Raw genomic sequence first — 20,328 nt, forward strand, 5'->3', positions numbered from 1 at the left:
ACCACATGACGGACGGGAGGCTCGACACACGTCCTGCGCCGAGCCTCCCGTCCGCCCTTCCCCTGTTCAGATCCGTCAGCACCCCATGAAGGCGGCACCCGCATGACCAGCACCCCGATCGCGCCGACGCTGTCGGCGCCCGGTGCGCCCAAGCGCACCGACCCACCCGTGCCGCGCAAGCGGCGTCCGCTGCGGAACATGGGACGAGCGGTCCCGCTCCTCCCCGCGGTGGTCCTCCTCGTCATCTTCCTGCTCGGCCCCGTGATCTCGTCCTTCTACGGGTCGTTCACGAACTCGGCGCTGACCGGAGCCGGAGCCGCGAACCAGGAGTTCATCGGCTTCAAGAACTACGTCGACCTGTTCCAGGACAAGGACTTCCCGAAGTCCGTCGTCCTGACGCTCGTCTTCCTCATCGCCTCGGCCGTCGTCGGACAGAACGTCGTCGGCCTCGGGCTCGCGCTCCTCATGCGGAACGCGAACCGGGTCATCCGCGGGCTCGTCGGCACCTTCGTCGTCGCCGCCTGGGTCCTGCCGGAGATCGTCGCCGCGTTCGCCGCGTACGCCTTCTTCAACGACAAGGGGACGCTGAACTCGTTCCTCGGACTCATCGGGATCAGCGGGCCGAACTGGCTCTACGCGCTCCCGATGCTGAGCATCATCATGGCGAACATCTGGCGCGGTACCGCGTTCTCGATGCTCGTGTACTCCGCCGCCGTACAAGAGGTCCCGGAGGAGATCACCGAATCGGCGGAGGTCGACGGCGCCACCGGATGGCAGCGACTCGTGTACATCACGCTGCCGGTGATCCGCCGCTCCATCTCCACCAACCTGATGCTGACGACGCTGCAGACGCTGTCGGTGTTCACGCTCATCTACGTGATGACGGCCGGCGGTCCGGGAACGGACTCGTCGACCCTGCCGATCCTGGCGTACCAGGAGGCGTTCAAGTTCTCGCAGCTCGGCTTCGGGACGGCGATCGCGACCATCCTGCTCGTGGTGGGGGCGCTCTTCTCGATCGTCTACATCCGGGCGCTCAAGCCGGAGGTGGACTGATGGCGATCACCGCTGCTCGACCCGACACGACGACCACCCGCTCCGTGACCGCGCCCGGCTCGCTGCACATGACCTCCCCCCGCGGGCGGACCATGCGCTGGGTGTCGAACATCGTGCTGCTCATCGTGGCGATCTGCTTCGCCGTGCCGCTGCTGTGGCTCGTGCTCGCCTCGGTCGACTCGAACGCCTCGCTGTCGGTGAAGGTGCCGACGCACTTCACGCTCGACAACTTCACGAAGGTGCTCACCCCGGAGCTGGCGTTCATCCCGCTCGCGAACAGCCTGCTGCTGTCCGGCGGCTGCGCGCTCATCACCGTGGTCGTCGCCCTGCTCGCCGCGTACCCGCTGTCCCGCTACAAGATGCGCGTCAACAAGCCGTTCCTGTACGGGATCCTGTTCGGGACCTGCCTGCCGATCACCGCGATGATGGTGCCGGTCTACAGCCTGTTCGTGTCGCTCAACCTCATCGACAACGTGTGGGGCTGCATCTTCTTCCTCGCCGCGACGTCGCTGCCGATGGCGATCTGGATGGCGAAGAACTTCATGGACTCCGTGCCGATCTCCCTCGAGGAAGCGGCGTGGACCGACGGTGCCTCGATGATGACCACGCTGACACGCATCGTCGTGCCGCTGATGCGTCCGGGCATCGCCGTCGTGTTCATCTTCGTGTTCATCCAGGCGTGGGGGAACTTCTTCGTCCCCTTCGTGCTGCTGCTCTCGCCCGACAAGGTGCCCGCCGCGGTGAGCATCTTCAACTTCTTCGGGCAGTACGGCGCCGTCGCCTACGGGCAGCTCGCCGCCTTCTCGATCCTCTACTCCGTGCCCGTCATCGCGCTCTACGTGGTCGTGTCCCGTGGCCTCGGCGGGGGCAGTGCCCTCGCCGGTGGCATCAAGGGCTGACCGAGCTCCACCCCGCTCGAAAGGAAATCCATGCACCAGGACGAACCGCTCGTCGAGGCCCGCATCGCCCGCCTCGTCCGCGACCGAATCGACCCGGCAGTGCACCGTCGCTCCGCACCGGTCACCGTGTCCGCGTGGGAGGTCCCGGACGAACCGGTGCCGTTCGACGTCGCCGTCACCCAGACGTTCACGCCCTTCACGGTCGGGTCCGCCTGGGGTGGACGGCCGTGGGGCACGACCTGGTTCAAGGTCACCGGGACCGTGCCGGAGGACTTCGGCACGGCCGACGGCACGACCGCGGAGCTGCTCGTCGACCTCGGGTTCACGAAGCGGCACCCGGGGTTCCAGGCCGAGGGGCTGGCGTACCGGCCGGACGGCACCACGATCAAGGCGATCGAGCCGCGGAACAACAGCGTGCCGCTCGCCGTCGGGCCCGGGGAGTCGTTCGAGCTCTACGTCGAGGCCGGGGCGAACCCGGACATCGGCGGGGACACCTTCCAGGGCGCGACGCCGCTCGGGTCGCGCTCGACGGCCGGGGACGAACCGATCTACAAGCTCGCGGCACTCGAGGTCGTCGAGCGCGACGACACCGTGTGGGAGCTCCAGCAGGACGTCTGGGTGCTCCGCGGCCTGATGGCGGAGCTGCCGACCGACGGTACCCGCGGCGCGGACATCCTGCGGGCGCTCGAGCGCGCCGCGGACGCTCTCGACCCGGACGACGTCGCCGGCACGGCCGCGTCCGCCCGCTCCGTGCTGGAACCCGTGCTCGCCGTGCCCGCGTCGGGCGCAGCGCACCGGGCGATCGCGGTCGGGCACGCGCACATCGACTCCGCGTGGCTCTGGCCGGTGCGTGAGACGAAGCGGAAGTGCGCGCGGACGTTCTCCAACGTCCTCGACCTGATGGACCGCGACCCGGACTTCACCTTCGCGTGCTCCTCCGCGCAGCAGTACGCGTGGATCCGGGACGAGTACCCCTCGATCTTCGCCCGGATCAAGGAGCGCGTCGCCGAGGGACGCTGGATCCCCGTCGGTGGCATGTGGGTGGAGTCCGACACGAACCTGCCCGGAGGCGAGGCCCTGGCGCGGCAGTTCGTCGCCGGCAAGCGGTTCTTCCTCGAGGAGTTCGGCATCGACACCCCCGAGGCATGGCTCCCCGACTCGTTCGGCTACACCGGGGCGCTGCCGCAGATCATCCGGGCCGCCGGCTCGAAGTGGTTCGTCACGCAGAAGCCTTCGTGGAACGAGACGAACGTCATCCCGCACACCTCCTTCAACTGGGAGGGCATCGACGGCTCGCGCATCCTGACGCACCTGCCGCCGGCGGACACGTACAACTCCGACGTCTCGCCCGCCGACCTGCACCGCGGGGAACGGCAGAACAAGGAGCGTGGCACCGCCAACACCTCGATGCTGCTCTACGGCTTCGGCGACGGCGGTGGCGGGCCCACGCGCGAGATGGTCGCCGCGGCGCACCGGCAGCACGACCTCGACGGCTCCCCGCGTGTCGACCTCGGGGCGCCGGCGCAGGTCTTCGAACAGCTCGAGCAGGAGCTCCCCGTCCCCGGCGTCTGGTCCGGGGAGATGTACCTCGAGTTCCACCGCGGGACCTACACGTCCCAGATCCGCACGAAGCAGGGCAACCGTCGCTCCGAGCACCTGCTCCGCGAGGCCGAGCTCTGGGCGGCGACCGCTGCGGTGCGGCTCGGACTCGACTACCCGTACGAGGAGCTCGAGGCGACCTGGCACACCGTCCTCCTGCAGCAGTTCCACGACATCCTGCCCGGGTCCTCGATCGCCTGGGTCTACGAGAACGCCGAGGAGAACTACCGGCTCGTCGCGGACACCCTCGAAGGGCTCATCGGCAACGCGACGACCGCGCTCGCCAACGGTGGCGCTGCGGCGCTCGCCGGCGTCTCGTCGTCGTCGGTCGCCTCGGGGTCCGGCTCCGGGTCGGGCTCGGGGTCGGGCTCTGGCTCGTCCGTGCTCGACGCGCCGTCGTCCGATGCCGTCGGCGGGAGCGCCTCGGTCGGGACCGTCGTGCGCTTCAACGCCTCGCCGGTCACGGCGAGCGGCGCAACCCCCATGGGTGGTTCGCTCGGTCCGTCCGCGCAACCCGTGCCTCCCGTCCGTCACGGTGACGACTTCGTGTTCGACACCGGCAGCGTGGTCGCGACCATCGACGCAGCCGGCCACGTCGTGTCGTTCGTGGAGCAGGCCTCCGGCCGCGACGCGATCGCGCCCGGCGCCGCTGCCGCCGAGTACACCGTCTTCCGGGACACCCCGAACCAGTGGGAGGCGTGGGACATCGACCGCGCCTACCAGCGGAACGGGAACCCGCTGTCGGCGACCTCGGTGACGATCGAGGGTTCCGCGCTCGTCGTCGTCCGTCCGGTCGGATCCTCGACCGTCACGACGCGCTACTCCGCCGTCGAGGGGGAGCCGGAACTCGTCGTCGAGACCGAGGTGGACTGGCACGAACAGCAGAAGCTGCTCAAGCTGGCGTTCCCGCTCGACCTCAAGGCCGACCAGGCCTCGAGCGAGATCCAGTTCGGCCACATCGACCGGCCCACCCACCAGAACACCTCGTGGGACTTCGCCCGCTTCGAGACCTCGGCGCACCGCTGGGTGCACGTCGCCGAACCCGGGTTCGGTGTCGCCGTCGCGAACGACTCCACGTACGGCCACGACATCACCCGGTCGACACGCGCCGACGGCGGGACGACGACGCTCGTCCGCGAGTCGCTGCTCCGCGGGCCGACGTTCCCGGACCCGCACGCCGACCAGGGGCACCACGTGTTCCGGACGGTGCTGCGCGTCGGTGCGTCCGTGCTCGACGCGGCCGACTCCGGGTACCGGCTGAACCTGCCGGTGCGCACGGTGGCCGGGTCGACCGAGGTCGCGCCGCTGGTGATCGTCTCGTCGCCGCAGGTGTTCGTCGAGGCCGTGAAGCTCGCCGAGGACCGCTCGGGTGACGTCGTCGTGCGCCTCTACGAGGGACTCGGCGGTCGCGCGAGCGACGTCGGCGTCGACTTCGGGTTCGACGTGGCGTCGGTCGCGCAGGTGGACCTGCTCGAGCGGCCGCTCGGCGCGTCGTGGGACGCGGGGGAACCCGTCGTCCTGACGCTCCGGCCGTTCGAGATCGTCACGCTGCGGGTGCGGCGGGCATAGACCGCGACGCCGGGCGGGCACGGGTGCGCTCGTCCGGCGTCGTGTTGCGCGGGGTGGCAGCTCCGCGTGCCGCGGTGCGGTGTCGCCTGCAGTGGGTGCGGCGCCGCAGCGATCGCGCGAGGTGGGCTGGGCTGGGCAGGGCTGGGCAGGCAGGGTGGCTGGCCTGGGCTCGGTGGGTCGTTTCGCGCGTAGGGGGTCGAATCGCGCGTAGGTGGTCGGAAGTTCTGACCGCCTACGCGCGATTCGTCTTTCCAACACAGGCGGGCTGGAAACGAACGGGTAGTCCTCCACAGGGCGCCGGGCTGGAGGCTCGTCCCCAGACATGCTGTTCGGTCGCCGTCCGCGTGGTCGGGTCGGCACGCTCGGAGACATGGAAACGCCACTCCCGATCCACAGAGCGACGCCCGCTCGAGAAGCCGGTCGCACCGGCTCCGCCATGCGTCGCCGGACCACACACCCCGGTCCCGACCGACTCGTCCGGGTCGGACCGAACGCCTTCGTCCGCGCTGTCGACTGGGATGCGGCCGGACCACGCACGCGGTACGTCACCCGCGTGTGGGCGAGACTCGCGCGCCTGGGCGAACCGGCGGTCGCGTCCCATGCGTCCGCGGCGGCGCTGCACGGGCTGTCGTCGCTGTACGGGTGGCCGGTGCAGGTCCACGTGACCGTGCCGAAGTCGCGGTACCGCAGCTCGAGCAACGGCCTGGTCCTGCACACCAGACCATTGAGCGCCGAAGACGTCGCCCGGGACGGCTCACTCGCTGCGACGAGCATCCCGCGAACGGTGATCGACGTCGCGCTCACCGGGAACGTCCGGGCCGGAGTGGTGCTGGCTGATTCGGCCCTCCGGCTCGGGACGCCGATCGCGGCACTCGAAGCAGGGCTCCGGTCATCGCCGGGAACTCGAGGGCGGCGGGTCGCTGAACTCGTCCTCGAGTTGGCTGATGCCCGGTCGGGGTCCGCTGCCGAGTCGTTCGCACGCGTCGTGTTCCGGGAACTCGGCCTGCCGGAAGCCGTTCTGCAGCAGGAGTTCGTCGTCGACGGCCGGCGGCTCTTCGTGGACTTCTGGTTCCCGGAGCAGGGGGTGGTCGTCGAGATGGACGGTCGCGCGAAGTACTCGCAGCCGCGCTACCTCGGCGGCCGGTCTCCCACGGACGCGTTCGTCGACGAGAAGCGCCGACAGGAAGCCCTGCTCACCGTGCCGAGCGTCCGAAGGGTGGTCCGGGTGGAGTGGCGCGATCTGCTGGCTCCCGCCCCACTCGCACACCGACTTCGCGCTGCGGGCCTCCCGTGCGCGGTCCGCCCGGGTCCGAGCGCCCGGCTCGCCGTCGCGTGACGGAGCCGACGAACGGGCACAGCGGCCGCGGCATAGCGTGGCGGCATGGCAGTCACCGAGATCTGGCTCGTCCGCCACGGGGAGTCCACCGCGAACGTCGCCGCCGCCCGGGCCCACGAAGCCGGTGCCGACGTGATCGAGGTCGATCACCGCGATGCCGACGTCCCGTTGAGCCCGCTCGGGGAAGCGCAGTCACGCGCGCTCGGGCAGGAGCTCGCGGACCGCGGGGTCGACGACGTGCCCGTCGCCCTGTGGGTGTCCCCCTACCTCCGGGCGCAGCAGACGATCAGCATCGCGCTCGAGGCCGGCGGGTTCGCGGAACCACCGAAGCGTGTCGACGAAAGGCTGCGCGACCGAGAGCTCGGCGTGCTCGACCTGCTGACCCTCAGCGGCGTCAAGAACCGCCACCCGGACGAGGAACGCCGGCGGCAGTGGCTCGGCAAGTACTACCACCGGCCGGCGGGCGGTGAGTCCTGGGTCGACGTGATGTTCCGCCTGCGGTCGCTGCTCGCTGACGTCGACCGGCTCGACGGCCCCCAGCGGTTGGTGATCGCGGCGCACGACGCCGTCGTGATGCTGGCGGTCGCGGTGTGCCTCGACCTCGACGAGCCGGCGCTGATGGACTTCGCGGGCAAGCACACCGTCGCCAACGCCTCGCTCACGCGACTCAGTCGCGACGCCGTCGGCGCTCCGTGGACGCTCGACGAGTTCTCCGCTGTCGAGCACCTCGAGGACGACGCCGAGGCCGCGGTCACCGAGCACTCCGGACGGAAGGACGACGTCCGTGCCGGCTGAGCCCACCATGATCACGCCGAACCTGCTGCGCGAGTGGGCGCTCCCCGAGGTCGGCGGCAGCAAGTACGGCCGCGGCCAGGTGCTCGTCGTCGGCGGCGCGGCCAAGACCCCTGGAGCGGCGATGCTCTCCGCGACCGCGGCGCTCCGTGTCGGCGGGGGACGGTTGACGCTCGCGGTCGCACGGAGCGTCGCCCTGCACGTTGCGGTCGCGCTGCCGGAGTCCGGCGTCCAGCCGCTCGACGACGACGCCGACGGACACGTCGCGGTCGGCGCGATCCGGTCCGTGATCGACGACCTCGGCAGCGCGGACGCCGTGCTCGTCGGGCCCGGGCTCGACGAGCCGGAGGGCAGCCGGGACCTCGTCGCCGGACTCGCGGACGCGGTGGGCGACGAGACGCTGGTGGTCCTCGACGCGTTCGCGCTCGGGGTCGCTGCCGACCTGGGCGATGAACTCGCGCCCCTCCGCGGTCGGCTCGTGATGACGCCGAACTCCGGGGAGGCCGAACGGCTCCTCGGGCACGAGTGCTCGGACGATCTGACCGACGCCGCGGAGATCGCCGAGCGCTACGGTGCCGTCGTGTCGCTCGGCGGGGTCGTCGCCGCGCCGGACGGGCGGGCGTGGGCGAAGGGCACCGGAGCAGGCGGCCTCGGGACCAGCGGGAGCGGCGACGTGCTCTCGGGTGCGATCACCGGGCTGCTCGCGCGCGGGGCCGACGTCGCACAGGCAGCGGTCTGGGCAACCCAGGTGCACGCCGCCGCGGGGGACCGGCTCGCGGTGCAGGTCGGGCCGATGGGGTACCTGGCGAGCGAGCTCCTCGCGGAGATCCCGAGGGTCCTGGTCGAGTTCGGCGCCTGACCCGCCAGCGCCTTCCTTCCCATCACGCGCGCGATGGGAAGTGCTTTCGCGCGTAGGGGGTCGGAACTCTCGACTGCCTACGCGCGATTCCACTTCCCACGCGCGAAACGACCCACCACGCGGCGCGCGGCACCACACGACCCACCACGCGGCACCGGACCCACCACGCGGCACAGGACCCACCACGCGCACTCAGCGCAGGGACGCCACGGCCTTCTCGACGCGACGGAGCCGGGTCTCCGGGGCCTTCGCCTGCAGCACCGGGTCGACCAGCGCCCGCTGCCGGGAGTTCGAGAGCGTGTCGAACGCCGCACGGACGCCCGCCTCGGTCAGCGCTGCCGCCAGGTCCTCCGGCAGGTCCACGGTCCGCGGCATCGTGTCGAGCTCGAGCCTGACCTCGACGATGTCCCCGGCACCGATCCCGGACGCGGCGCGCTGCTCGGCGGACAGCGGGATGAGGAACTGCTCGTTCATGACCCCGACCGTCGACCGGTAGGTGTGCCCGCCGTTCAGCGTCACCACGACGGGCGGGCGCTTGCCGGAGCCGAGCGCGTCGATGACCTCGGCGGGGACGGGCAGACCCGTCGCGGTCTTGCGCGCCTGCAGCACCGTCGTCGTGAACTCCACGAGCCGAACGTACAACCGCACCCGACGTTCCGCCAGCGTTCACCGGCGCAGCACGAGCCGGATACCGCCCGCCGCCACGATCGTCCCGTGCCCGGTCGCCGAGAACGGGAACCGCACCACGAACCGCACACCACCGCGAACCGCACACCACCGCGAACCGCACACCACCGCGAACCGCACACCACCACGAACCGCACACACCGAACGCCACCCGAAAGGCACCTCCCCGTGCAGTACAAGCGCACCCTGGCCGGCCTCGCCCTTGCCGCCGCAGCCGTCGTCACCCTCGCCGGATGCTCCACGGCCAGCTCCGCGTCCGCCGGCTCCGGCAGCGACACCGACTGGAAGACCGCGACGAGCGCCGAGAGCGCCGGCGGCATGGACGCCCTCGTGAAGGCCGCGAAGGCCGAGGGACAGCTCAACGTCATCGCGCTGCCGCCGTCGTGGGCCAACTACGGCAAGATCATCGACGGCTTCACCAAGGAGTACGGCATCAAGGTCAACTCCGCGAACCCGAACGGGTCGAGCGCGGACGAGGTCGCGGCCGTGAAGTCGCAGAAGGGCCAGTCGACCGCCCCCGACGTGCTCGACCTCGGCAACGCGGTGCTGCAGCAGAACCTCGACCTGCTGACGGACTACAAGGTGGCGAACTGGGCAGACATCGCGACGAACCTCAAGGACGCGGACGGCGCGTGGACGCGTGACTACACCGGCCTGATGTCGATCGGGTACGACTCGTCGAAGATCACGAAGGCGCCGAAGGACCTGAACGACCTCCTCGGCTCGGAGTACAAGGGCAAGGTCTCGATCGCGGGCGACCCGACGCAGGCGAACCAGGCCGCGTCCGCGGTGTACCTCGCGGCGCTCGAGAACGGCGGCTCGGCGGACGACATCACCAAGGGCGTCGACTACTTCGGCAAGCTCAAGCAGGCCGGCAACTTCCAGAACGTCCTGCCCACGCAGGCCACGGTGGCCTCGGGTGAGACCCCGGTGGTCATCCAGTGGTCGTACAACAACCTCGCTTGGGGCCCGGCGGCCGGCGCCAGCGGGAACGCGAACTGGAAGACGGTCGTCCCCGAGGGGCAGGCCCTCGGCTCGTACTACTCGCAGGCCGTCAACGCCGACGCACCGCACCCCGCCGCGGCTCGCCTGTGGCAGGAGTACATCGCCGGCGCCGACGCGCAGAACCTGTACCTGCAGGCCGGCGCCTTCCCCTCGACGCTGGCTGCGCTGGAGAAGTCCGGCAAGGTCGACCAGGACGCGCTCGACGCCGCCGGCGGTGCACCGAAGGACTACGTCGAGCTCTCGGACGACCAGGTGACGGCCGCCGCGAAGGTGCTCGCCGCCAAGTGGTCCGCCACGATGGGTTCCTGACCGGCATGACCACCGCATCGGCTCCCGGCGCTCCCACCGCCGGCGCGACGCTCCCCGGCGCGACGCTCGTCACCAGCGAGCAGTCCGCGGAGCGCGTGGCCGGGCAGACCGATGCCACCACCCGCCGCGGAGCCGGACCCCGTGTCCGGCGCCGCGGCGGCGTCGCGTGGCTCGGGCTCACCCCGTTCGCCGCGTACGTGCTCCTGTTCCTCGCGGTCCCCGCCGCGATCGCGGTCGGGAGTGGCTTCTTCGACGCGGCCGGACACCCGACGCTCGCGAACCTCGCGGCCTTCGCGGACCCGAGCGTCCTCCGCGCGTTCGGAGCGTCGTTCGGGCTCTCCGCCGGGTCGGCAGTGATCGGCGCGGTCGTCGGAGCGCTCGTGTGCTGGGCGCTCTCCGCGCTGCGACCCGATGGGTTCGTCCGCTCGATGATCGACTCCGCCGCCAGCGTCCTCGCGCAGTTCGGCGGCGTGATGCTCGCCTTCGCCTTCATCGCCACGATCGGCGCGCAGGGGCTCGTCACCGCCTGGCTCGCCGCGACCTTCCACTGGGACATCAACGCCGGAGGGGCGTTCCTCTACACGGTCCCCGGCCTCGTGATCCCGTACGTCTACTTCCAGGTGCCCCTCATGGTGCTGACGTTCATGCCCGCGTTCGAGGGCGTGAAGACCCAGTGGGGTGAGGCCGCCGCGACCCTCGGCGCGAGTCGTGCGACGTACTGGCGCCGGGTCGCGCTCCCCGTGCTCGCGCCGGCGTTCTGGGGCTCGCTGCTCCTGTTGTTCGCGAACGGGTTCTCGTCCTTCGCGACCGCCGCCGCCCTCATCTCGCAGGGCGGCATCGTCCCGCTGACGATCCGCGCGCAGCTGACCAGCGAGACGATCATCGGACTGCAGAACGTCGCCGGGGTGCTCGCCCTCGGCATGGTCGTCGTGATGGCGGTCGTGATGGGTGCGTACTCACTGCTGCAGCGTCGCGCCGCCAGGTGGCAGCGATGAGCGGGACGGGAGGCTTGACCCGCCACCCGCAGGTCGGCCCACGTCCGGCCCGGCCCACCGCAGCACGCTTCGGCGCCGCCCCGTCCCGGGGCACGGCCGCCGTCGTCCTCGTCGTGGTCGGCGTGGTGTTCGCGGTCCCGATCGCCGCGCTCCTGCAGTTCACGTTCCGCCAGGGGACGTCGGGGACGCTCACCACGGCGCACTACGCGGCGATCGCCGATCCCGTCAACCGGGCGACGTACCAGCCGGTCTTCGACGGTCTCGGCGCCTCGCTCGTGATCGCCCTGATCACCGTGGGGATCGTCCTGCTGGTGCTGCTCCCCGCGCAGGTCATCACGGCGCTGCGGTACCCGAGGCTCCGACGACTCCTGGAGTTCGTCTGCATCGTGCCGATCACCGTCCCCGCCGTGGTGCTCGTCGTCGGCTTCGTCCCCGTCTACCAGGTGGTGTCGCGGCTCCTCGGCTCCGGTGCCTGGACCCTCGCGTTCGCCGTCGGGATCGTGGCGCTCCCCTTCGCCTTCCGGCCGATCGCCGCGGCCATCACCGCGACCGACATGACCACGCTCTCCGAGGCCGCGCGGTCGCTCGGAGCGTCGTGGTGGACGCTCACCTGGCGGGTGCTGCTCCCGAACCTCCGCCGTGGGATCACCGCCGCCTGCTTCCTCACCATCACGGTCGTCCTCGGCGAGTACACCCTCGCCTCGTTCCTCTCCCGCACGACGTTCCAGACGGCACTCGTGCTCGTGCAGCAGACCGACCCCTACGTCGCGGCGGTCTTCTCGCTCGGCGCACTGGCGTTCGGCTTCCTGCTGCTCGTCGCCATCGGCCGGATCGGTACCCGCCGGCACCCCAAGGAGTCCGCATGACCACCACCGTCGAACTCGAGGCCGTCGAGAAGCGCTACGGAACCCACCGCGCCCTGACCGGCCTCTCGCTCCGCATCGAACCCGGCGAGTTCCTCTCGCTCCTCGGCCCGTCCGGCTGCGGCAAGACGACCGCGCTCCGGGCGCTCGCCGGGCTCGAGGCCGTCGACACCGGCGCCATCCGCATCGACGGGGTCGACGTCGCGAGCGTCCCCGCGAACAAGCGGGACATGGGGATGGTGTTCCAGCAGTACTCGCTCTTCCCGCACATGACGGTGCGGCAGAACGTCGCGTTCGGCCTCGAGATGCGCCGCGTGCCGGCAGCCGAACGGAAGACCCGTGTCGTCGACGCGCTCGACCTGGTGCACCTCGCCGACTTCGCCGACCGGTTCCCACACCAGCTCTCCGGTGGCCAGCAGCAGCGCGTCGCCCTCGCCCGGGCGCTCGTGACCCGCCCGCGCGTCCTGCTGCTCGACGAGCCGCTCTCCGCGCTCGACGCGAAGGTGCGGGTGTCCCTCCGCGAGGAGATCCGCCGCATCCAGTCGGACCTCGGCATCACCACGGTGTTCGTCACCCACGACCAGGAGGAAGCGCTCGCCGTCTCCGACCGGATCGCCGTGATGAACGCGGGGAACGTCGAGCAGATCGGGACGCCCGAGGAGCTCTACCGATCGCCGTCCTCCGCGTTCACGGCGGACTTCGTCGGGCAGTCGAACCGGCTCCGCGGGGACCTGCGTGGCGGGGACGTGTTCGTGTACGGGTTCCGCGTCCCCGCGCTCGACCGTGCGGCGTCGGACGGTCCGGTGCTCGCCTACGTCCGACCCGAGGACGTCGCCTTCGCCGACGACGGGGTCACCGGCACCGTCGTCTCGTCGAGCTTCCTCGGATCGATCCGGCGGACCACGGTCCGCCTCGACGACGACACGATCGTCACGGTGCAGCACGACGTCGGTGACCGCCGCGTCACCGGCGACGCCGTCGCCGTCCGCCTGCTCGGCGCCCCGGTCGCGGTCGCGGAGCTCTAGCGGGGCCCTGGTCCGGACCGTGCGCCGGGCGGGAGGCCGGTGGCGGACCCGCACCGAGCCTCCAGACCGGTGGTCGGTACCGTCCACGGGACCCTCAGCGCTGGAACCGCGCCTCCGGTGCGCCTGCGAGCGCGACCCGAACGCGCTCCCGCATGTTCTCCGACATCGGCGGCAGTGCCGTGAGCGGCGCCCAGAACGCCTCGGTGTTCTCGCCGTCGGCGGGGTGGGGATCGCCGGACTCCCACCGGCACGCGAAGACCAGGTCGAGGTACTGAGCCCGGTCGCCGTTCGCGTACGTCGTCTCGGGCAGGGTCTGCACCCAGACCAGGCGCTCCGCGACGGCGACCACGCCGGCTTCCTCGAGCACCTCGCGCTCTGCGGCGACCGCTGGTTCCTCACCGGGGTCCACGATCCCGGTCACCGGCGTCAGCGCACCGTTGTCCGCACGCCGGACGACGAGCAGCTCCCGCGCATCGCCCTCACCGCGGGTGACGACGGCGGTGACACCGGTCAGCCAGAGCGGCGCCGTCCCGATCCGCTCGCGGAGGGCCAGGACGAAGTCGGGAGTGGGCATGCGGCCACGCTACCGACGGGTCGGTACGCTCGGGGCATGGCACGCGGCGACAGGGCGCTGGAGGTGCGGGCGGACCACGGTGTCTGGGCCGCAGGGTGGCGACTCGCGCTCGCCGGGGTGGTGCGCGCCGTGACGCCCGTGCGGCGTCGGGTCCTCTTCGTGTCGCTCGGGGTCGTCGCGCTCGGGCTCGTCGTCGCCGTCGTCGTCGGACTGGTGCGCGGCGGCACCACGCCGGTGCTCTCGGTCGTGGTGCTCGTCGGGACCGCCGCGCTCCTGGCGTACCTCGTCGTCGCGGTCGAACTCGTGCTCTGGACGATGGCGGACCGACGTCGCATCGCGGCCTCCGACGTCGATCCGGAGCGACTCGGGCGCGTGCAGCAGGCGATCGCCGCCGGGCACTCGTCGAGCGTGGACCCGACCGACCGTCGTGCGCTCGTGCGGTTCGCCCGCGTGCAGCAGAAGGCGCTGCCGGCCACGGTCCTCGTGCACGTCCTCGGCGTCAGCGTGGGGGTGCTGCTCGGGGCGCTCGAGGCGTTCGCCGGCTCGGCCGGCATCGTCGTCGTGGTGCTCGCCGTGCTCATCGTCGCGGTGTCCGCGTGGTCGCTCCGCGGCGCGCTCCGGGCGCTCGGGTCGACGCCGGAGCTCGTCGCCCTGTCGGAGACTGGTCATGACCAGTAGGCTGTGATCCGTGGAGATCATCATCCTGCCCACGCCCGCCGAGGTCGGTCGGGTCGCCGCTGCGAAGATCGCGTCCGTGGTCGCCGTGAAGCCGTCCGCGGTGATCGGCCTCGCGACGGGGTCGAGTCCGCAGGGCATCTACGCGGATCTGCGGCGTCGTGTCGAGGCGGGGGAGATCTCCTTCGCCCAGGCGCGCGGGTTCGCCCTCGACGAGTACGTCGGCATCCCGCTGGAGCACCCCGAGTCCTACGCATCCGTCATCGCACGTGACGTCATCGGGCCGCTCGGGTTCGACGCGTCGCGGGTCCGGGTCCCCGACGGCCGCGCGCAGGACATCGAGTTCGCGGCGAAGGAGTACGACGCGGCGATCCGTGCCGCCGGTGGCATCGACGTGCAGATCCTGGGGATCGGGGCGAACGGGCACATCGGGTTCAACGAGCCGACGTCCTCGTTCGCGTCCCGGACACGGATCAAGACCCTCGCGCCGTCGACGCGTGAGGCGAACGCCCGCTTCTTCGACACCCCGGAGCAGGTCCCGACGCACTGCATGACGCAGGGGCTCGGCACCATCCTCGAAGCCGAGCAGCTCGTCCTCGTGGCGCAGGGCTCGGCGAAGGCGGATGCGGTGGCGGCTGCGGTCGAGGGACCGTTGTCCTCCTTCGTCCCCGGGAGCGCGTTGCAGCTGCACCAGCACGCGACCGTCGTCGTGGACGAGGAAGCGGCGGCTGGGCTCGAGCTCGCCGACTACTACCGGTACACCTACGCCAACAAGCCGTCCTGGCAGCGCTTCGAGTAGCCCCGCACCTCAGGCGCGCGCGGTGTACGCACCGTGCAACCGGGACAGCCCCTCACGGAGCGTCTCCGCCGAGCACCCGAAGTTGAGTCGCGCGAAGCCACGCCCCTGACGGCCGAAGTCCGGCCCGCTGCCCAGTGCGACCAGCGCCTCGTCGACGAGCATCGCCGCGGGGTCGTCGCCCCACGGCAGCGCGCGCAGGTCCACCCACGCCAGGTACGAGGCCTGCGGCTGCCGGAACACCGCGCCGGGCAGGGCGTCGCCGAGCTCCTCCGCGAGGATCCGCCGGTTCGCCGCGAGCTCGGCGAGCAGTGTCGCCAGCCAGGGGCCGCCCTCGCTGAACGCTGCCACGCTCGCGGTGTACCCGAGGATCCCGGTGCGCTCGACGACCTCGCGGGGCATCCCGTCGAACCATCCGCGAGCGCGGTCGGACGCGCCGATCATCAGCGCGCACTTGGTGCCGGCGAGGTTCCACGCCTTGCTCGCGCTCGTCAGGGCGACCCCGACCGCTGCGGCCTCGGCGCAGGAGTCGAGGAAGGGCGTGAAGGCCGCGTCGGAGTGCACGAGCGGTGCGTGGATCTCGTCCGCGATCACCACGGCGTCCCACTCCGCGGCGAGGCGGGCGAGCGCGGAGAGCGCCGCGCGGTCGTGCACGAGTCCGAGTGGGTTGTGCGGGTTGCAGAGCAGGACGGTCCGTGCCCCGTCGGCGAAGGCCCGGGCGATGCCCTCGAGGTCCATCCGCCACCCGGCCGTCGTGTCGAACGGGTCTGCTTCGCCGGACGGGGCGATGAGCGGCACCTCGGTCACGGAGCCGCCGGCCTCGGTCACGTACTCCCAGAACGGTGGGTAGACGGGGGGCATGATGACGACCTGGTCGCCGGGTTCGATCACCCGGCGGAGCGTCTCGACCGCCGCGACCGACACGTCCGTGGTGGTGCGGACGAGGTCGGGGTCCACCTGCCAGCCCCATCGGTCGAGGGCGAAGTCCGCGAAGGCCTCCGGCAGCGCTCGACCGTGCCCGACGTACCCGGTGTCGCCCGCGGTGACGGCGGTGACGAGGGCGTCGCGCACCGGTTCGGCGAGCATGCTGTCCATCTCCGCGACGAACATCGGCAGCACCTCCGGCGGGTACGCCGTGTACTTCTCGCTGGTGCGGCTGCGGTGTGCATCGAAGAGGGAGACCATGACGCTCATGGCCTCATCCTCGCAGTGGTCGGAGCCCTCCGAGCAAGATCTCGACGTACCGCTCAGGATCGGTCACGGGGACACCACCGGCCGTCGCGGCGGAGCGCATCCCGCAGACCAGCCGTCGGAGGTCGTCCGGCGTGACGTCCGCTCGTACCACCCCGGCGTCCGCGGCACGATCGAGCAGGGCACCGACGGTGTCCACGAGGTCCCCGGCGAGCTCCATCGTGTCCGAGCAGGAGAACCCGCCGCCGGTGAGGAGGTCGCCGAGCGCCCGGTCGTCCACGAGGCCACGGAACGCCTCCGTCACGACACCGCGGAACGCCGCGTCGGGATCGGGGAGGGCGACGGCGACCCGGACACGGTCGAGCATCGCCTCGAACGCGTCGATCGCGAGCGCTTCGAGCAGGTGCTGCTGGGTCGGGAAGTGCCGGTAGGCGGTGCCGACCCCGACGCCGGCCTCGCGCGCGACCGTGTTGAGCTGGGCGGGCTCGCCCCGGTCGAGGTGCTCGCGCGCGACGCCGAGCAGCGCGGAACGGTTCCGGAGCGCGTCCGAGCGCAGCGAGTCCGGTCGGGCGAGGTCGGTCATGCGGAGAGTCTATCCGGTTGTGCTAGCGTTCCGGATGAATCATCCGTTTGAGCCTGGAGTCGTCATGCAACCCTTCCCGTGGGAACTCGACCAGATGCCCGACCAGCACGGCAAGACCGTCGTGGTCACCGGCGCGACCGGCGGTCTGGGACTCGTCGTCGCGACACGGCTCGCCGCAGCCGGCGCCCGCGTCGTCGCCGGGGTCCGTGACCTCGACAAGGCGGCTCGCGTCCTCCCCGTGGGCGACGGCCTGGAGGCCCGGCTCGTCGACACCGCGTCCGTCGCCTCCGTCACGGCCTTCGCCCAGGGCCTCGCTGACGACGGCGTCGTCGTCGACGCGCTCGTGAACAACGCCGGCGTCTCCGCCGCCCGCTTCGCGCTCGGCGTCGACGGCGTCGAGCGCACGTGGGCGACGAACGTGGTCGGCCCCGCCGTGCTCGCCGACGCGATGCTGCCGGTGCTCGGCGGGCCAGCACCCCGTGTGGTCCTCGTCGGGTCGAACCTGTCGCAGCGGACGTCGCGCGTGCCCGACCTCGACGCCGTCAACCGTGCGGCGGGCTACCGGCAGTTCGCCACGTACACCGACTCGAAGACCGCGGCGGCCGCCCTCGCGGTGGACCTCGGGGTCCGACTGCGTGCATCCGGGTCGCCGATCCGCTCGGTCATCGCGCACCCGGGGATCGCCGCGACGGGGATGAACGGGCAGGCCGAGACGGCCCTGGCGCGGGTCGCCGGTCGGATCGCGCGGCTCGCTGCCCGGACCGCCGAGGACGGCGCCCGGTCGACCCTCTGGGCCGCGACAGTCGACGACGTGCCGGAGGGCGTGTTCGTCGGTCCGGCGCTCCGGCGCGGCGACCGTCGCCTGCACCCCGTCCCGGTCGCCGGCGCGGCGGCGGACCCGGCGTTCCGCGCCCGGGTCCGTGCCTTCGTCTCCGAGATCCGGGTGCACCCCGGGGTCTAACCGGCAAGCGGTCCGGTGGTCGCCAGGGCCTGAGCGGTGCCTCAGACTGGAGGCATGCCCGAGCTCCCCGTCGTGTTCGAAGTCGGCTCGATCATCGCCCTCGTCGCGATCCTGCTGGCCGACCTCATCATCGTCGCGCGTCGTCCGCACGTGCCGACGCTCCGCGAATCCGCGATCTGGGTCGGCGTCTACGTCGGCCTCGCGCTCGTCTTCGCGCTCGCGATGCTGGCGTTCGCCGGCGGTGAGCCGGCCGGTCAGTTCCTCGCCGGGTGGCTGACGGAGTACAGCCTCAGCATCGACAACCTCTTCGTGTTCGTGATCATCATGGCGCGGTTCGCCGTCCCGAAGAAGATCCAGCAAGAAGTGCTGATGCTGGGCATCATCATCGCCCTCGTGCTCCGCGGCGTCTTCATCCTCGTCGGCGCCCAGCTCATCGAGGACTTCTCCTGGATCTTCTACATCTTCGGCGCTTGGCTCGTCTGGACCGCGATCCAGCAGCTCCGCAACGACCACGACGACGACCAGAAGGACAGCCTCATCGTGCGGGTGCTGCGCCGAAGGGTGCGTCTCACCGACACGTTCGACGGCATGAAGCTGCGCACCACGCACGACGGCGTGAAGCACTTCACGCCGCTGCTCATCGTCCTGATCGCGATCGGCACGACGGACCTGCTCTTCGCGCTCGACTCCATCCCCGCGATCTTCGGCATCACGGAGAGTGCGTTCATCGTGTTCACCGCGAACGTGTTCGCCCTGATGGGCCTGCGGCAGCTCTACTTCCTGCTCGGCGGACTCCTTGAGCGGCTCGTCTACCTCAAGTACGGGATCGCGTTCATCCTCGCCTTCATCGGCGTGAAGCTCGTGCTGCACGCACTCCACGGCAACGAGCTGCCGTTCCTCAACGGCGGGGACCACATCGCCTGGGCGCCGGAGATCCCGACCTGGGTCTCCCTCGTGGTGATCGTCGTGGCGATGGCGGTGTCGACGCTCGCGAGCGTCGTGCGCCTGCGCCGTGACGACGCGGCGGCGCACGGCGACACGGCCGCCGAGCAGCCCGCCCGCAGCGCTGACTGAGACACCCGCCGCACGGCGCGATCCTCGCTCGGCTGTCCCGCAGGACGGATGGCGGAACGGCCACGGCGGTCAGTCGGCGGTCTTGAACGCCAGGCGAGTGCGCCACTTCGTGAGGTCCGGCTCCTCGACGGGGTCCGAGAGGTACTCCTCGAGGCGGCACGCCCAGTGCTCACCGTCGGAGCCGAGGGTCCGGTCCCACACCACGCCGGCACCGTCCGCCCACGCCAGCAGGGCGCTCGTCGCGTCGAGCAACCCGTCGGGGTGTCCGACGTGGACCGTGGTCGCGTAGGTCCCCGCCGGGAGGACACCGGGCACCACGTCGCCCGGCGTCCCCGTCGGTACGTCGAGCGTCTCCGCCACGGGGAACCCGACCTCGACGGTGAGGACTCCGGACATGTCGATGACGCGGTACCGCCAGAACGGCGGGCCCGAGGGTGCTCGTCCGTGCTCCGCCAGGAAGCCCGCCACACGCCCGATGAGCGGTGGGAGCTCGTCGGCGATCGACGCCATCGTCACCTCGGCACTGATCGCCGCGCAGCTGGTCGCGGCGCGCTGCTCGAACGTCGGCGTGGTCGACATGATGGGCTCCTCGTCCGGTGGCCTGGTCATCGCGGTGGGGTCGGAACGAACGGGCGCTCGTCGGTGTGCTCGCCGATCGTGACCGCGGAGCCGGCGGGGACTTCTCGCCAGAGCCCGGGGAGGGCGACCAGCGGCTCCGAGACCACGACGCGCGCGTTCTCCGGGAGATGGGACAGTCGTTCGACCTCCGGGTACAGCTGCCGGACCGATCCCACGTCGGAACTGACGAACAGCGTGTTCGCCGGCCCGGCACTCGCGTACCGGACGGCCGTCAGGGTCCGGCCGTCGGTGAGTCCGATCGTCATCTGGAGCGCACCGTCGATCCCGGCGTCGGCGGCGACCGACTCGACGAACCCGGCCATCCGCTCGAGCCCGCCGATCGGGTCCTCCTCGAGCCCGAACGTCAGCGCGAGGAAGAACATCAGCTCGGAGTCCGTGGAACCGAGGATGCACGGGAACAGGTCCGCCCTGACGGCCATGAGCAGCTCCCGTCGGAGCACGGCGAATTCCTTGATGAACCCGTTGTGGACGAACAACCAGCGGCCGTACCGGAAGGGGTGGCTGTTCGTCTCCTGCACCGGTGTCCCCGTCGCGGCCCGGACGTGTGCGAGGAACAGCCCGCTGGCGACCTCGGACGCGAGTTCCCGGAGGTTCTCGTCACCCCAGGCCGGCGCCGCGCTCCGGAACAGGGTCGGCTGCTCCCGGCGTCCGTACCAGCCGAGGCCGGTCCCGTCGCCGTTCGGCGCGGGTGTCTCGGGCGAGTGGAAGCGGCTCTGCTCGATGAGCGACCGTTCCGTGTCGTAGAGCAGCTCACGCGGCTCGATCGGATCTCCGACGTACCCCAGCCACCGACACATGAGGGCCTCCTCGGCACCATCGCCCGTGGCGCCAGTCAAGCACCATC

General features: G+C 71.3%; 20 protein-coding genes. 14 read left to right on the forward strand and 6 right to left on the reverse strand.

Going from position 1 to position 20,328, the window contains the following annotated elements:
* Window positions 1–102 precede the first annotated feature (102 nt).
* The 6 genes from EDF27_RS05495 to EDF27_RS05520 all read left to right on the forward strand — a co-directional run bounded on the left by EDF27_RS05495 (window position 103) and on the right by EDF27_RS05520 (window position 8,107).
* Window positions 103–1,053, forward strand: a complete 951-nt coding sequence (locus EDF27_RS05495; RefSeq protein WP_123656364.1) for a sugar ABC transporter permease — start codon at window positions 103–105, stop codon at window positions 1,051–1,053.
* Window positions 1,054–1,121: 68 nt separating this feature from the next.
* Window positions 1,122–1,952 carry a carbohydrate ABC transporter permease gene (locus EDF27_RS05500; protein WP_243698230.1) on the forward strand — a complete coding sequence of 277 codons (831 nt, stop codon included), beginning with the start codon at window positions 1,122–1,124 and terminating at the stop codon, window positions 1,950–1,952.
* A gap of 30 nt (window positions 1,953–1,982) precedes the next feature.
* Window positions 1,983–5,120: a glycoside hydrolase family 38 C-terminal domain-containing protein gene (locus tag EDF27_RS05505; RefSeq protein ID WP_132047647.1), complete on the forward strand. Its 3,138-nt coding sequence runs from the start codon at window positions 1,983–1,985 to the stop codon at window positions 5,118–5,120.
* Between the two features lie 370 nt (window positions 5,121–5,490).
* On the forward strand, window positions 5,491–6,456 hold the full coding sequence (locus tag EDF27_RS05510) for a hypothetical protein (RefSeq protein WP_165931366.1): 966 nt from the start codon (window positions 5,491–5,493) through the stop codon (window positions 6,454–6,456).
* Between the two features lie 45 nt (window positions 6,457–6,501).
* The gene (locus tag EDF27_RS05515; RefSeq protein ID WP_132047651.1) at window positions 6,502–7,251 is read left to right on the forward strand and encodes a histidine phosphatase family protein; all 750 of its coding nucleotides are present in this window, start codon (window positions 6,502–6,504) and stop codon (window positions 7,249–7,251) included.
* Entirely contained in the window at window positions 7,241–8,107 is an 867-nt protein-coding gene (locus EDF27_RS05520; RefSeq protein ID WP_243698207.1) for an NAD(P)H-hydrate dehydratase, read from the forward strand. The genes EDF27_RS05515 and EDF27_RS05520 overlap by 11 nt, the downstream gene beginning before the upstream one ends.
* A 192-nt stretch (window positions 8,108–8,299) precedes the next feature.
* Here the strand turns inward: EDF27_RS05520 and EDF27_RS05525 are convergent, their stop codons facing one another.
* On the reverse strand, window positions 8,300–8,734 hold the full coding sequence (locus EDF27_RS05525; RefSeq protein ID WP_123656358.1) for a YdeI/OmpD-associated family protein: 435 nt from the start codon (window positions 8,732–8,734) through the stop codon (window positions 8,300–8,302).
* 228 nt (window positions 8,735–8,962) lie between these two features.
* Here EDF27_RS05525 and EDF27_RS05530 point away from each other — a divergent pair, with 228 nt between their 5' ends.
* From EDF27_RS05530 to EDF27_RS05545, 4 genes are read left to right on the forward strand one after another with little or no spacing between them, the layout of a single operon-like run.
* Window positions 8,963–10,108 (forward strand): ABC transporter substrate-binding protein, encoded by a 1,146-nt coding sequence (locus EDF27_RS05530; RefSeq protein WP_132047653.1) that lies wholly within the window; start codon window positions 8,963–8,965, stop codon window positions 10,106–10,108.
* 5 nt (window positions 10,109–10,113) lie between these two features.
* The gene (locus EDF27_RS05535; RefSeq protein ID WP_132047655.1) at window positions 10,114–11,103 is read left to right on the forward strand and encodes an ABC transporter permease subunit; all 990 of its coding nucleotides are present in this window, start codon (window positions 10,114–10,116) and stop codon (window positions 11,101–11,103) included.
* The gene (locus EDF27_RS05540) at window positions 11,100–11,969 is read left to right on the forward strand and encodes an ABC transporter permease subunit (protein WP_132047657.1); all 870 of its coding nucleotides are present in this window, start codon (window positions 11,100–11,102) and stop codon (window positions 11,967–11,969) included. Before EDF27_RS05535 ends, EDF27_RS05540 begins: the two co-directional genes overlap by 4 nt.
* A complete protein-coding gene (locus EDF27_RS05545; protein ID WP_123700829.1) occupies window positions 11,966–12,991 on the forward strand; it encodes an ABC transporter ATP-binding protein in 1,026 nt (341 codons plus the stop codon). The genes EDF27_RS05540 and EDF27_RS05545 overlap by 4 nt, the downstream gene beginning before the upstream one ends.
* 94 nt (window positions 12,992–13,085) lie before the next feature.
* On the opposite strand, the gene EDF27_RS05550 is transcribed toward EDF27_RS05545, so the two are convergent.
* The gene (locus tag EDF27_RS05550) at window positions 13,086–13,565 is read right to left on the reverse strand and encodes an NUDIX domain-containing protein (protein WP_132047659.1); all 480 of its coding nucleotides are present in this window, start codon (window positions 13,563–13,565) and stop codon (window positions 13,086–13,088) included.
* Between the two features lie 36 nt (window positions 13,566–13,601).
* Between EDF27_RS05550 and EDF27_RS05555 the strand changes: the two genes are divergently transcribed.
* Window positions 13,602–14,243, forward strand: a complete 642-nt coding sequence (locus EDF27_RS05555; protein ID WP_123700828.1) for a hypothetical protein — start codon at window positions 13,602–13,604, stop codon at window positions 14,241–14,243.
* Window positions 14,244–14,253: 10 nt separating this feature from the next.
* Window positions 14,254–15,039 (forward strand): glucosamine-6-phosphate deaminase, encoded by a 786-nt coding sequence (nagB, locus tag EDF27_RS05560; RefSeq protein ID WP_123656352.1) that lies wholly within the window; start codon window positions 14,254–14,256, stop codon window positions 15,037–15,039.
* Window positions 15,040–15,048: 9 nt separating this feature from the next.
* Here the strand turns inward: nagB and EDF27_RS05565 are convergent, their stop codons facing one another.
* Both EDF27_RS05565 and EDF27_RS05570 read right to left on the reverse strand, forming a co-directional pair.
* Window positions 15,049–16,230 carry an aminotransferase class I/II-fold pyridoxal phosphate-dependent enzyme gene (locus EDF27_RS05565; protein ID WP_123700827.1) on the reverse strand — a complete coding sequence of 394 codons (1,182 nt, stop codon included), beginning with the start codon at window positions 16,228–16,230 and terminating at the stop codon, window positions 15,049–15,051.
* 4 nt (window positions 16,231–16,234) lie between these two features.
* Window positions 16,235–16,810, reverse strand: coding sequence for a TetR/AcrR family transcriptional regulator (locus EDF27_RS05570; protein ID WP_132047661.1), 576 nt, complete (start codon window positions 16,808–16,810; stop codon window positions 16,235–16,237).
* A 64-nt stretch (window positions 16,811–16,874) separates the two neighbouring features.
* On the opposite strand from EDF27_RS05570, the gene EDF27_RS05575 reads away from it, so the two are divergent.
* Together EDF27_RS05575 and EDF27_RS05580 are read left to right on the forward strand one after the other, a co-directional pair.
* On the forward strand, window positions 16,875–17,771 hold the full coding sequence (locus EDF27_RS05575) for an SDR family NAD(P)-dependent oxidoreductase (RefSeq protein ID WP_165931367.1): 897 nt from the start codon (window positions 16,875–16,877) through the stop codon (window positions 17,769–17,771).
* Between the two features lie 54 nt (window positions 17,772–17,825).
* A complete protein-coding gene (locus EDF27_RS05580) occupies window positions 17,826–18,845 on the forward strand; it encodes a TerC family protein (RefSeq protein WP_132047665.1) in 1,020 nt (339 codons plus the stop codon).
* Window positions 18,846–18,914: 69 nt separating this feature from the next.
* On the opposite strand, the gene EDF27_RS05585 is transcribed toward EDF27_RS05580, so the two are convergent.
* Entirely contained in the window at window positions 18,915–19,424 is a 510-nt protein-coding gene (locus EDF27_RS05585; protein WP_132047667.1) for a GyrI-like domain-containing protein, read from the reverse strand.
* Window positions 19,425–19,450: 26 nt separating this feature from the next.
* A complete protein-coding gene (locus tag EDF27_RS05590; RefSeq protein ID WP_123700823.1) occupies window positions 19,451–20,281 on the reverse strand; it encodes a class II glutamine amidotransferase in 831 nt (276 codons plus the stop codon).
* Window positions 20,282–20,328: the final 47 nt, after the last annotated feature.

It is taken from the genome of Curtobacterium sp. PhB136 (assembly GCF_004346855.1).
Taxonomy (GTDB): Bacteria; Actinomycetota; Actinomycetes; order Actinomycetales; family Microbacteriaceae; genus Curtobacterium.